The organism is Sphaerisporangium krabiense (assembly GCF_014200435.1).
Classification (GTDB): domain Bacteria; phylum Actinomycetota; class Actinomycetes; order Streptosporangiales; family Streptosporangiaceae; genus Sphaerisporangium; species Sphaerisporangium krabiense.
Genome location: NZ_JACHBR010000001.1, coordinates 6,005,000 through 6,017,894, shown reverse-complemented (window position 1 = coordinate 6,017,894; position 12,895 = coordinate 6,005,000). Strand labels below are relative to the sequence as shown.

The following is a 12,895-nucleotide window of genomic DNA, read 5'->3' as shown; positions in this document are numbered from 1 at the left end:
GCTCAGCGGCCGGCCCACGCCACGACGAGCCGGGCCCCCGGACGGATGCCGACGGTCTGGAGAGAGCGCGGGTCCTGCTCGATCCCGAGATGCCGCCGCGCCCAGTCGCGTCCCATGTCGAGGTAGACCTTGTCCGCGTCGGAGTCACGCAGCACCCACTCGGCGCCATAGCTGTAGGGCCGCACGCGATCGGACAACGCGAAGTAGACGAGGTCGAGCAGCTCCCCGACATGGGGCAGCGCCGACATCGCCGCGACGAATTCGCCGACGTTCGCACGGCCCCCGAAGTCCCGCGGCGCGTACAGGACGTACGGCTTCTTCCAGAGAATGGCGAAGAAGGCCGCCGCCACGCCGACCGGGAAAGCGATGGAGAACACGGCGAACAGACCCTGGGCCCACCCGCTCGCCCGGCTCGCGGCGACCCCCATCGTGACCTCGGCCGTTCCGAGGAACAACGAGATGATCCACAGCGGGTTCGGCTGCCTGGACGGGGGGCCCGCACTCCGGCTCGGCATTCGGCTTCCTCGGGTCGATCAACGCCTCACGGTCGCCGCAATGATGGCACGACCGGACGAACGGCACGCCCCGTTCGCTCACGCCGCCGAGAGCTCGGATGCGCCGGCGCCGGGGCGGGGTGGTTTGATCGTGGCGGTGGTGCGGTGTCGTGGGAAGGGATTCAGGTGGTCGTGTCTGGCCAGGGCGTGCGGAGGGGGCCGGAGGCGGCGCTGGACTACTACCTGGTGGGGACGGAGGGGGGCGGCGGGGCCGTGGTGGGGCTCGTCGTGGAGGAGTTCGTGTTCACCGGCGACCACACCGCGGCGGGGGTGGACAGCGCCGGGTGGAGCGCCGGGGACGGGTCGTGGTGGAGTTCGGCCGCGTTCTGCCGGGCCATGCGGGCGGACGCGGGGCTGCGGGCGCGGGTCGTTCCCGCGGGCCGCGCCGAGGCCGCGGACGCCTACCGGCGGCTCGGCGGTGGCGCGCTGCCCGGCGAGGGGACGCTGCGGACGTTCTTCCGGGACCGGGCGGAGCTGCCGTGCTCCGCTCCCCTGCTCTTCGACACGCCCCGCGTACCCGACGGGTTCCGCGACCTGCGCGTCTACCGGGTCCTGTTCGCCAAGGAGCCGGGACGGGACGCCCTGGCGCGCCTGCGGGCGCTCTGGGGGATGGACGGCACGGGTCCGGATGACCCGCACGGGCGGGTGGCCGGCAGGGCGCGGCTGCGCGCCGGGAGCGATCTGTTCACCTGGGAGCTGCGCAGCGTCGGGCCCGGGGTCGCCTGGTGCCTGGACGTGACGGCCTGCCTGGGCGGCGAGTCCGCGGAGGCCGTCGGACCGCTGCTGCGGGAGCTGACGGCGGGCATGCGCCGCGAGGGCCTGATCCCCGTCACGGTCGAACGCCTCACCTGACGCCATGCCCGCCCGGCGCGGAGGCGGCCGGGCGGGCGCGAACCGGAGACGTCAGCCGCTGAGGCGGCAGCCGTCGGTGGTCTGGCCGTTGTTGCACTGGTTCAGCTGGAGGCTGTCCGCCAGGTAGGCGAAGGACTGCCCGGACGGGCTGACCACGGAGAGCTGCACCGTGGCGGCGCCGGTCGGCGCGAGCGCCGAGACGTTGTACTCCTGCCAGCCCGTCGTCAGCGCGAACGTCGAGCTGTTGGTCGTCGAGAGCAGGGTGTTGGAGGAGTTGTACCAGGACAGGCGGAGCTTGACGTTGCCCGAGGTGGCGGTCGTCAGACGGGCGAAGAACTTGTACCGCTGCCCCGCGGTGACCGCGGGCTTCCGGGTCACCGACAGGATGCCGTCGGCCCAGGACTGCACGTTGACCTTCAGGGAGCGCCGGCCGTCGTAGTACCGCGCCGACACCGCGCTGTCGGAGCCGGCCGGGGTGACCTGGATCCATCCGCCGCCGGAGAAGCCGAAGCCCGCCGGAGTGCCGGACGGCGCCTGGGCCTCGATCGTGCGTTCCTGGGCGGTCAGGAGGTCGTTGCTGTACCCCACGTCACAGCAGGTCGGCGCGGTGAACACCGGGTAGTTGGCGAGGTTGACCAGGCGGGTGTCGGGATAGCTGGAGGTGTAGAACGTCGCCGTGGTCTCGCTCGGGTCGTAGTAGGTGTTGAACTCCTGGTCGATCTGCCAGTCGTTGTACTGGCTGATCATGATGTCGTTGAGCGAGTACGTGTCGGGGACCTCGCTGACCTTGGCGTGGTCCACGTCGTACAGGTGGATCAGCTCGTGCATCGCCGTGCCGCTGTCCCAGTCGTCCGTGGTGGCCACGCAGACCCCGTCGCACCATGCGGTCGCGGTGCCGTTGAAGTCCTCGAACACCAGGTACTTGCGGTTGGCGTTGTCGTACCCCGCCGCCTCCAGGTCGTCGGCGATGGTGAAGGGCGTGGTCTCGCCGGGGATGTCGGCGGCCTCGATCTTCTCCGGCACGACCAGCGCCTGGGCGTAGCCGGCGTAGGTGCTGGTGTCGTACCCCGTCCGACAGCTCAGGTTGATGTGCTGGTCGTAGTTCGTGGACTCGTCCAGCAGCCAGTCCATCCGGTCCACGATCTTGGCGATCTGCTGGACGTAGGTGGCGTAGTTGTTCCCGTTCCCCTCGTGCCAGGCGTAGATGACCTGGACCGCCGGGATGCTGCCGGTGGCGTTCGTGGGGTCCGACAGCGTCGTCGCGCACCCACGCTTGGGGACGTTGGCGTCCACCGGCTGGGCGTAGGGGGCGACGGGCTCGGTGCCGATGGGGTTGAAGGTGGCGTGCGCCGGGCCCGCCAGCGTCAGGACCGCGAGACCCGCGGCCGCCATCGCGCACACGAAACGGTTAAGCCGTAATGACAACGGTGCTCCTCCCGTAGGTAACCGTGCCGCGATTTTAACCACGAAGTATGACGATATTTCGGATTGGAACCAAATATTCCACATTGCAACATTTAAGAGATAGAGATCCGCCCATTGAACCCTCATCCCGGCGTTTACCACTTCACATCTCATTCACCTCGCAACTACCGATCACCCCGGACAGCGCCACATCGCCACATGTAACCCCATAAGCCTCGCTTCCCCGGTTTCCATCCCGGACGGTGTCAATTTTCGTGAACGCTACCGGCGACCCAAGAAGCCCCCTCGACCCCCGAAACCTCCACCGAGCGCACCCCACCGAGGGGTAGGCCCGCACCGTCCGTGACGGTGCGGGCCGCCTTGCCCTGCGGGAAGTTAGACGTTTGTCGCAAACATCGCAATCAAGAAAGAGCACTTGTCTAGCGACATTCGGCACATTTCCCCATATCATCGGGCGGTCCCGCCTTTACGGTCCCTTTATTCGCCCGATGGCCGATCCTTCGCCGCGGGCCACGCATCGTTGAGGAAGGTCACCGATGTCCATGCCGATGTCCATGCCGATGTCCATATCCCGCCGGATGACACTGACGGTCCGGAGCCTCGCCCTCGCCGTGGCGCTCACGGGGGTGGCCGTCCCCGCCGCGGCCGACCCTCCGGCCGGGCCGGTCTTCAAGGACGGCCTCGCCCAGCCGGTGTTCTCCTCGAACCGGGACGACTGGATCCGCGAGGAGATCTGGGTCGAGGCCCCGGTCGACAGCGACGGCGACGGGCGTCACGACCGGGTGCACGCCGAGGTCACCCGGCTCCGCGAGACCGAGACCGCCGGGCTGAGGTCGCCGGTGGTGTACGAGGCCAGCCCTTACTACGCGGGCGGCAACCCGATCACCAACCACGACGTCGACCACGAGCTCCACGAGCCGCGCCGCCCGGGCAAGGGGCGCGGCGGCGACGTGCTGGACCCGGCGGCCGACGAGCGGCTGCGGCTCGCGGGCGGCGACACCGGCGCGTGGCTGAACGGCGCCCCGGTCATCAGCACCCGGTACGAGGCGGACTGGCTGCCGCGCGGTTTCGCGGTCGTGCACGCCGAGTCGCTCGGCAGCGGGAAGTCCGACGGCTGCCCGACATCGGGCGGGCGCAACGAGACCATCGGCGCGAAGGCCGTGGTGGACTGGCTGAACGGCCGCGCGCGGGCCTTCGACGCCGCGGGCGCGGAGGTCAAGGCCACCTGGACCACCGGCAAGGTCGGCATGATCGGCACGTCGTACAACGGCACCCTGCCGAACGCGGTCGCGAGCACGGGCGTGCGCGGCCTGGAGGCGATCGTGCCGATCTCGGCGATCTCGAGCTGGTACGACTACTACCGCGCGAACGGCGCCGTCGTCGCCCCCGGCGGCTACCAGGGCGAGGACACCGACGTGCTGGCCGAGTACGTCTACACCCGTGCCGACCAGGGGATCTGCCGTCCGGTCATCGACGCCCTGGCCGCGGCGCAGGACCGGGTGACCGGCGACTACAACGCCTTCTGGAACGAGCGGAACTACCTGAACGGCGTGCGGAACGTCCACGCCGCGGTGCTGGTCGCGCACGGGCTCAACGACTGGAACGTCAAGACCGGGCAGGCGGCGCAGTGGTACCAGGCGCTGAAGGCGCGCGGGGTGCCGCACAAGATCTACCTGCACCAGGGCGGGCACGGCGGCCCGCCGCCGCTCGACGTGCTGAACCGCTGGTTCACCCGCTACCTGTGGGATCACCGCAACGGCGTGGAGCAGGACCCGCGCGCCCTGGTGCAGCGCGAGGACAGGACCCTGGTGCCGTACGCCGAGTGGCCCGACCCGGCCGCGGCGGACACCGCGCTGCGCCTGGTCCCGGGCGCCGGCGGCGCCGCCGGGGACCTCACCCGGGCCGGAACCCGTCCGGGCCGGCCGGTGACCGAGACGTTCGTGGACGACGCCACCCAGACCGCCCAGGCGCTCGCGGACGCCGCGGCGTCCCCCAACCGGCTGGTCTACAGGTCGGCGGCGCTGACCGGCGCGGTCCGGCTGAGCGGCGCGCCGCGGGTGTCGCTGCGGCTGTCTTTCGGCAGGCCGTCGGCGAACGTCACGGCGCTGCTCGTGGACTACGACGAGAACGGCAAGGCGAAGATCGTCACCCGGGGCTGGACGGACCCGCAGAACCGCGGGTCGCTGTGGCGGACCGAGCCGATCCGGCCGGGCACCCCCTACCGCCTGGACTTCGGCATGCAGCCGCACGACTACGTGTTCGCGCCCGGCCACCGGCTCGGCGTCGTGCTGCTGTCCAGCGACCGCGACTACACCATCCGCCCCGCCCCCGGCAGGGTCCTGACCCTGGACACCGCGCGGAGCGGCGTGACACTGCCCCTGGTGGGCGCCGCCGACGTGCCGCCGCCCGCGTCGCACTGAATGAACCGGCCGGGCGGGGCCGCCACCGGCGCCCCGCCCGATTCGGTGCGAACCGGCCGCGGCAGCGGTCGAAGACCGGCCCGAGTGGATGACGATGCCGCCCTTGGCGCGCGGATCAAGCCGGTCGGCCGGCCGGCCGTCGCCTTTCTTCTTTGTCCGTCCCCCCCATCTGGCCGGACAGTCGTACGGTGGATTCGAGCAGCACCTCGGCGCACGCTTCCACCGCGTCGCGGAACCGCTCCTGCGGCCCGCAGAGGCCGATGACGGCGACGGGCCGCCGCTGGTGGTCGAACACCGGAGCGGCCACGGACGCGGCGCCCGGCACGCGCTCGCCGAACGACCGCGCCCACCCGCGCTCGCGGATGGCCGTGAGCTCGTCGCGCAGCTTGGGGGCGTCCACGACGGTCTCGCCGGTGAAGGGCTGGAACGGACGCCGCGTCAGATACGCCTCGATCTCGTCGTCCGGTAAGAAGGCGAGGAACGCCTTGGACGAGCCGCCCGCGTGCAGCGGGTACGGCACACCGAGGGAGACGGTCATGATGACCTCGCGAGCCGGAGTGACCTGGTCGGCGTAGATGCGGGTCCAGCCGGTGCGGATGGACAGTGTCGCGGTCTCGTCGGTGCGCTGGGACAGCGCCACCAGCTCGGGCCCGGCGATGCGCCGCACGTCCAGGCGGTCCAGGTAGGCCAGGCCGAGGCGCATGGCGCCCACGCCGAGCGAGTAGCGGCGGCTCGCGAGGTCCAGCTCGATGAGCCCGCCGACGCGCAGCGAGGCGAGGATGCGGTGGACGGCCGCCTTCGACATGCCGAGGGCCTCGGCGATCTCGGTGACGCCGAGGGTCGGCGCGGGGGTCTCGGCGAAGTGCACCAGCACCTCTACCGCCCGCTCGACCGTCGCGATCGCCTGTCCGGTGTTCTCACGCGGGGGCGCGTCGGCCTCCGCCACCGCGCGGCTCTTGGGCTGCATCTCTTCCTCCAGGAAATCAGCTAAGTCTGATCGTCAATCCTGGCGTCGAAAGCCGGCCCGCACCGGGAGATCGGTGACAATTCGCGTGTCGAGGAACTCCCGCCAGTCGTCCTGGCCGAGCCGCTGCCCCTCCCCGTCGCCGTCCGGCTTGAGGCCCGCGAACACGGCGCGGTACTCGCGCCACCCCGCCTCGTCGTCGCACGCGGCCCAGTTCCCGATGACGTACACGTCGCCGATGACGCTGTGGTACCGCCGCACGTCCCGGACCATCGAGAGGTCTTCGCGCCACTCCTCTCCCCTCACGATGCGGCGCTCTCTCACACGGGATGGTCATACCTTCAGGCGTTCGCCTTTCATCCACCGGCCGAGGGCATGGCGATCCACCAGTAAGACCATCCCTTCCGCCTCCTGGAAGGCCGGCCGGGTGAAGGTGCTCGAGGTGACGAGTACGGCGCGGTGATCTCGGTACGTCGCGCCGTTCACGGCGCCGATGAGGTTGCGTACCCGGTCGGCGCCCACCCTGCCGACCTGACGCTTGCACTGCACCGCGATCTTGGCGCCGTCCTCGCCGCGCGCCACGATGTCCACGCCCCTGTCGTGGCTACGACCGATGCGGCACACATCGCGGCGCCCATCGCGGCGCAGGAGGTCCGCGACGAAATCCTCGAAGGCGGGGCCGCTCATCGCGTCGACCAGCTCCCATCGCGCGCGGTCGCGGATCTGTTCCTCCAAGACCGCGGCCCTGTGCCTCTGCACCTCCTTGGTGATCCCCCAAGCGACGGCCAAAAGACCCGCGACGGCCACGACGATGAGGATGACGACGTGGTACGCCACGACGAAGGCGACGACCAGCCGGACCACGACGACCACCGACCACAGCGCTCCGGCCACCCCGGCAAGGACCCCGAGGATTTTCACGGTGCGGATCGCGACACGCCGAGCGGGCGAGCCGCTGGGAGAAGGGATATCGGGGGTGTTCATACCGAAACTCCGGGTTCGTCGGTGAACGGGAGAACCGCCACTGGGGTTGGCGGATGCGGCACGGCAGTGGACACCCGGGGGTCTGTGGGGGATTGAGAGCGACCGGCCCCGGATGTCGTTACGGGAACCTGTACAACACAGAATGCCAGCGGCGCCACCGACACCGCTCCCTGAATTCCCTGAAAGACCAGAAAGAGGTCGGCACAGCGGTGGGCGGTCGAATTTCAGACGGCCCCAATCACGGAAAAGGGCAGAACAAAGGAGGGTGCGGCCGAACGGATGACCAGCCTCAACGGCTGGAGGCCCGACTGGCACCGCCGTATCGAACACCACGACTCCAGACGCCCACGCGAGCTGGGATGCAGGGCATTCGGGCGATATGAAAATCCGAGGTCTCTGAGGCTGAAGCTTCTCCCTTTACCAGAGGTAACCGAGTTATGACGGCGCCGGCCCTCGCCAAGATCATCCCGTCGCGCGGGGGTTCTCACTGTCATTTCCTGGCATATGGCGTTTCTATGGCGCCGCTCCGTAGCGTCCGGAGGTGCGCACACCACTTACCTACATGGGAGGCGACGTGGACGAGCTCGTTCAGCCGGTGGAGGAGAAGCCCCGCAAGCTCAAGCTGGAGTTGCGCAGGCTGGAGAAGATCGAGACCACCCTCGAGCGCGACGAAGGCTGATGGCGGATCGACCATGGAGCCGGTCGGGTCGTCCCGCCCGGCTCCCCCACCTCCCTCTGGCACAGGAAGGCTCTCCTCCATGCGGACTCCCCGGGTGAAGCTCGTCCACCGGCCCATCGCCCTGCCGGGTGACCGGATCATGATCGGCCTCATGCAGTACGGCATGGCGGCCGAGATCCAGGACGACGAGGACGGGTCCATCGAGCGGCTGATCCGGCTCATGGACGGCACCCGCACGACCGCCCAGATCTACGCCGAGTTCGCCGAGACCCACCCGGGGGTGACGGAAGAGAGCGTCGGCGAGGTCGTCGACGGCCTGATCGCCGCGGGGTACGTCGAGGACGCGGGCGCGCCGCTGCCGGACAACCTCACGCCGAGGGAGGCGGCACGGTACGAACCGGCCCGCAACCTGTTCGCCTGGATCGACCCCACCCCGCGCGCCTCGCCGTTCGAGTCCCAGTCCTTGATCAAGAAAGCCCGGGTCGCCCTCCTCGGCCTGGGCGGCACCGGGTCCGCGGTCGCCGCCGGGCTGGTGTCCAGCGGCATCGGCGCCCTGCACGTCGCCGACTTCGACCGGGTCGAGGAGCCGAACCTCACCCGCCAGCTCCTCTACACCGAGCAGGACATCGGCGCGCTCAAGGTGGACGCCGCCGTCGCCCGGCTCCGCGCGATGAACGGCCTGGCCGAGGTGACCGGCGACGACACCAAGGTGACCGGGCCGGACGACGTGGCCGCGCTGATGGACGGCCGGGACGTGTTCGTGCTGTGCGCCGACGAGCCCCACCCCGACATCTTGGCCTGGACCAACGAGGCCGCCCTGCGCACCGGCACCCCGTGGTTCACCAGCTTCTACGCCGGGCCGATGGCGGTGGTCGGTTCCTACTTCCCGGGCGAGACCGGCTGTTGGCAGTGCCTGACGCGGCAGGAGGCCGAGCGCGAGTTCCGCGCGCACGGCCGCCCGCTGGCGCCGGAGCGGCCGAACGCGGTGGTCGCCGCCACCGCGAACATCAGCGGCCATCTCTGCGCCCTGGAGGTGCTGTACCACCTCACCGGCCTGCCCGCCCAGGCGCGCGGGCGGATCTTCCACTGGAACTACGCGCGGTGGGACCACTCCTACTTCATCGACTTCCCCCGCGACCCGCAGTGCCCCGCCTGCGGGCCGGCCGCCCGATGACCTCGGCGCCGGTCACCGCGGAGAGCCGGGTCTCCTTCCACGCGCTGGTCATCAGGCCCGACGACGACGATCCCGAGACGATCGTCGTCGGACGGCCGGAGCTCCGCGAGTTCGTCGAGCTGCCAGCACTGTACGGAGAGGCGATCCGGCTGCTCGGCGAGGGGCTGCCGGTCACCGCCGTCGAGGCGCGCATCACCGCGGACCACAACGTCGAACTCGACGTCGCCGAGCTGGTCGACGCCCTGGCCGAGGTCGGCTTCGTGGCCTCCGTCAACGGGCAGGAGCTGCACGACCCGGCCCGCGACGCCCCGCGCAACCACTTGCCCTGGCTGGCCCCACGCCAGGTGGCGTGGATCTTCAGCCGGCCGATGAAGCTCCTCTGGCTCGCCGTCGTGGCCGGGGCGCTGGTCACCATGGCCACCCGGCCCGGCCTGATCCCCCGGTACGAGCACTTCTTCTGGGGCGACTACATCGGACTCACCGTGCTCGTCAACACGGCGCTGTTCTCGCTGTCCATGAGCATGCACGAGTTCATGCACCTCGCCGCCGCCCGGTCGCTCGGCGCGCCCGCGCGGATCAGTTTCGGGACCCGGCTGCACAACCTGGTGGTGCAGACCGACGTCACCGCCATCTGGGGAGCGCCCCGGCGGCGGCGCTACCGCGTCTACCTCGCGGGGATGGCCTGGGACGTGCTGTTCATCGCCACGCTCGTCCTGCTGGCCGGGCACGTCGCGATGCCCGCCACCGCCAAGGCCCTGCTGCAGGCGCTCGCGCTGACCGCGCTGCTGAGCATGCCCTTCCAGATCCAGGTCTACATGCGCACCGATCTCTACTACGTGCTGCGCGACCTGCTGCGGTGCCGGAACCTTTTCGACGACGGGCTCCGCTACGCGCGGTACCTGCTCGCCAGGATCACCTCCGCTCTCCGCCTGCGGCGATCCCGCGGGCCGGTCGAGGACCCCACCGTGGGCCTGCCCGCCCGTGAGCGCCGGGCCACCCGCGTCTACACCGTCTTCCTGGTCTTCGGGAGTTCCGTCGCCCTCGGCTCCTTCGCCCTGTACGGAGCGCCGATCGCGGTCGGCGCGCTGCTGCGCGCCGTCAAGGGGCTCACCTCCGGCCTCGGCGGCGGATCGGCGCTCAGGGCCGTGGACTCGGCGCTGTTCCTGCTCGTCGAGGGCGGCATCCAGGCGCTGTTCGTCGTGACGTTCGTCCGGGGTCACCGGCACTGGTTCCGGCGGTCGCCCGGCTGACCTGGTCAGGCCGGTGACGTCCCGGCCCAGGGCTCCGTACGCCTGCCCGAGACGGCGGAGCAGCCCGGAACGCCCGGCGTCGTTCCCGCCGCCGCCGGTCAGCTCCAGCCCGGAACGGCAGACCCTGACGACGTCCTCGTACCGGCCGTCGTCGAGGTGGGCCTTCGCGAGGGCCAGCAGCGCGTGCAGGGCGCCGCCGCCGTCGCCGAGTTCGCGGAAGAGCCCGGCCGCCCGGCCGAGGTCGTCGAGGGCCTCGCGGCGGCGGCCGAGGATTCGCGCGCAGATCCCCCGGCCGGTGCGCGCGTAGGCGGAGGCGTGCCGGTCGCCCGCGCGCTCGAAGTGGTCGAGCAACGTGTCGAACTGCGCCGACGCGCTCTGGAACCGGCCGCGGTGCAGGTCGGCCTCGGCGAGGATGAGCCGGGCCCGCATGGCCTCGCGGGGCTCGCCCGCCGTCAGCAGGGTCCGCTGCACGCGTGCCACGTCGTCGTGCAGCCCGTGCGCGGTCAGGTAGGACGTGAGGTGGTAGGCCAGCTCCGCGGCGGTCCCCGGCCGGCCCAGCTCCGCCGCGAGCGCCACGGCGGCGATCAGGTTGTCGCGCTCCACGCCCGGCCACTCACGGTCGCGCGCCCGCAGGAGGGGGCCGCCGGGCGGCGGCGGCGCGAACGGAGGCGGCAGGTGCGCCACCGCGGCGCGGGTCCTCTCCAGGCATTCCGTGATCAGCGCCCGCAGCGCGGCCCGGCGGGACCGCGCGTCGTCCTCGGCGTGGGCCCGCTCGCGCGCGTAGACCCGCAGCAGCTCGTGCGTCGCGTACCGGGGCCGGCCGCCGTGGGCGTCCACCGGGACCAGCAGCCCCGCCATGACCAGGGTCTCGATCAGCGCGTCGGCGTGCTTCTCCCGCTCGCCCAGCAGCGCCGCCACCGTCCACCCGGCCGTGCGCCGGAACCCCGTCAGGCCCAGCAGGCGGAAGGCGCGGCGGGCCGCCGGCGGCAGCGCCGCGTAGCTGCCCTCGAAGCTCGCCCGCACGCCGAGCCGCCCGGAGGACAGCTCGTCCAGCCGTCGTGCCGGATCCTCCAGCCGATCGGCCAGGTCGCGGATCGGCCACGCCGGGCGGGCCGCCAGCCGGGCCCCGGCGACCCTGAGCGCCAAGGGGAGCCGCCCGCACGCCCGCACCACCGCGGCGGCGGCGTCCGGGTCGCGCCGCAGGCGTCCCTCGCCCGCGGCCCGCGCGAGGAGCTCCAGCGCCTGGTCCGGCGGCGGCACGGCCAGGGCCAGCACGGCGGTCCCCTCCAGCAGGAGCAGCCTCCGGGAGGTGACCAGGACCGCGCTGCCCGGGGTGCCCGGCAGGAGCGCGCGCACCTGCTCCTCGTCGCTCGCGTCGTCGAGGAGCAGCAGCACGGAACGGTCCGCGAGCCGCGACCGGTACAGGGCCGCGCGGTCCTCCCACGACTCGGGGATCGCCGTCTCCGGCACGCGCAGGACGCGTAACAGCCCCGCCAGCAGCTCCCCCGGCGTGCGCGCGTTCCCCGTGAGCCGGACGTAGAGCTGCCCGTCGGGGAAGTGCGGGCGGAGCCGGTGGGCGAGGTGGACGGCGAGCGCGCTCTTGCCCACCCCCGGCGTGCCGTGGACGGCCGCGATGACCGGCGCGCCCGTGTGCCCCGCGAGGATCGTCCCGGCCAGCGACTCCAGCTCCTCGCCCCGGCCGACGAAGTCCCCGATGTCCGGCGGAAGCTGGTGGATCGCCGGCCAGCCGCCGGCCTCCTCCCGTGGCGGCGTGGCGTACGTGGCCGGATCGCCTCGCAGGATCGAGGCGTGCAACCTGGTCAGCTCGGGGCCGGGGTCGATCCCCATCTCGCCGGCGAGCGCCGCGCGGGCCCGGTGGTAGGCGTCCAGGGCGTCGGTCCGCCGTCCGGCGCGGTAGAGGGCGAGCATGTACCAGTTCCAGGCGCGTTCCCAGGTGGGGTGGGCGTGCACGATCTCCAGCAGTTCGCCGAGCAGGTCGTCGTGCCGGCCGAGGTCGAGGCGCACGTCGATCCAGTCCGCCCTGGCGTGCGCGAGCCGCTCCTCGACGCCGCTCACCCGGGGGGTCATGACGCTGCCGAACCAGGCGTCCTCGAACGGCCGGCCGCGGCACAGCGAGAACGCGCGCCCGAACTCGCGGTCGGCCGCCGGCAGGTCGCCGCGTGCCGCCTCGCCGCGCGCCCGGCGCACCGCGTCATCGAAGATCGACAGATCGAGCTGGTCGCGCTCCAGGGGCAGCAGGTAGCGCGACCCCTGGGTCCGCAGGGTGGCGACGCCGGCCAGGGCGCGCCGGAGCTGCGAGACGTAGGTCTGCAGGTTGGCGACCGCGGACGCGGGGGGCCTGTCCCATACCGCGGCGATGAGCCGATCCCTGGAGACCGAGGTGCCGAGATGGAGGAGCAACGTGCCGAGAACGGTGCGGACCTTCCCGCCGAGCCGCACCGGCCCGTCGTCACCGTGCACCTGGACCGGACCGAGCACGAGCAATCCTGGCCGGGGGCTCTCGTCCACCGCAGACGCTCCTCTGTGAGGGGGGGACACCCGGAGCCATGCCGTCACGAGACCCGAGCCGCCC

General features: G+C 71.8%; 10 protein-coding genes. 4 read left to right on the top strand and 6 right to left on the bottom strand.

Annotation, left to right across the window (positions count from 1 at the left end; all coding sequences use genetic code 11):
* Window positions 1-2: 2 nt before the first annotated feature.
* Window positions 3-515 (bottom strand): hypothetical protein, encoded by a 513-nt coding sequence (locus BJ981_RS26340; protein WP_184614741.1) that lies wholly within the window; start codon window positions 513-515, stop codon window positions 3-5.
* 165 nt (window positions 516-680) lie between these two features.
* Between BJ981_RS26340 and BJ981_RS26335 the strand changes: the two genes are divergently transcribed.
* Complete coding sequence (locus tag BJ981_RS26335; protein WP_184616463.1) at window positions 681-1,406, top strand: hypothetical protein; 726 nt, start codon at window positions 681-683, stop codon at window positions 1,404-1,406.
* A gap of 51 nt (window positions 1,407-1,457) precedes the next feature.
* Here the strand turns inward: BJ981_RS26335 and BJ981_RS26330 are convergent, their stop codons facing one another.
* Window positions 1,458-2,831, bottom strand: a complete 1,374-nt coding sequence (locus BJ981_RS26330) for a hypothetical protein (RefSeq protein ID WP_184614739.1) — start codon at window positions 2,829-2,831, stop codon at window positions 1,458-1,460.
* Between the two features lie 578 nt (window positions 2,832-3,409).
* Between BJ981_RS26330 and BJ981_RS26325 the strand changes: the two genes are divergently transcribed.
* A complete protein-coding gene (locus BJ981_RS26325; protein WP_184614737.1) occupies window positions 3,410-5,251 on the top strand; it encodes a Xaa-Pro dipeptidyl-peptidase in 1,842 nt (613 codons plus the stop codon).
* Window positions 5,252-5,366: 115 nt separating this feature from the next.
* Here BJ981_RS26325 and BJ981_RS26320 read toward each other — a convergent pair whose 3' ends face one another.
* From BJ981_RS26320 to BJ981_RS26310, 3 genes are read right to left on the bottom strand one after another with little or no spacing between them, the layout of a single operon-like run.
* Complete coding sequence (locus BJ981_RS26320) at window positions 5,367-6,218, bottom strand: IclR family transcriptional regulator (RefSeq protein ID WP_184614735.1); 852 nt, start codon at window positions 6,216-6,218, stop codon at window positions 5,367-5,369.
* Window positions 6,219-6,251: 33 nt separating this feature from the next.
* Complete coding sequence (locus tag BJ981_RS26315; RefSeq protein WP_184614733.1) at window positions 6,252-6,539, bottom strand: hypothetical protein; 288 nt, start codon at window positions 6,537-6,539, stop codon at window positions 6,252-6,254.
* 9 nt (window positions 6,540-6,548) lie between these two features.
* Window positions 6,549-7,199, bottom strand: a complete 651-nt coding sequence (locus BJ981_RS26310; protein WP_184614731.1) for a restriction endonuclease — start codon at window positions 7,197-7,199, stop codon at window positions 6,549-6,551.
* A gap of 541 nt (window positions 7,200-7,740) precedes the next feature.
* Between BJ981_RS26310 and BJ981_RS26305 the strand changes: the two genes are divergently transcribed.
* Entirely contained in the window at window positions 7,741-7,878 is a 138-nt protein-coding gene (locus BJ981_RS26305; protein WP_184614729.1) for a hypothetical protein, read from the top strand.
* A gap of 79 nt (window positions 7,879-7,957) precedes the next feature.
* The gene (locus tag BJ981_RS26300) at window positions 7,958-9,052 is read left to right on the top strand and encodes a TOMM precursor leader peptide-binding protein (RefSeq protein WP_184614727.1); all 1,095 of its coding nucleotides are present in this window, start codon (window positions 7,958-7,960) and stop codon (window positions 9,050-9,052) included.
* On the opposite strand, the gene BJ981_RS26295 is transcribed toward BJ981_RS26300, so the two are convergent.
* The gene (locus BJ981_RS26295) at window positions 8,992-12,831 is read right to left on the bottom strand and encodes an AfsR/SARP family transcriptional regulator (RefSeq protein ID WP_184614725.1); all 3,840 of its coding nucleotides are present in this window, start codon (window positions 12,829-12,831) and stop codon (window positions 8,992-8,994) included. The genes BJ981_RS26300 and BJ981_RS26295 overlap by 61 nt on opposite strands.
* Window positions 12,832-12,895: the final 64 nt, after the last annotated feature.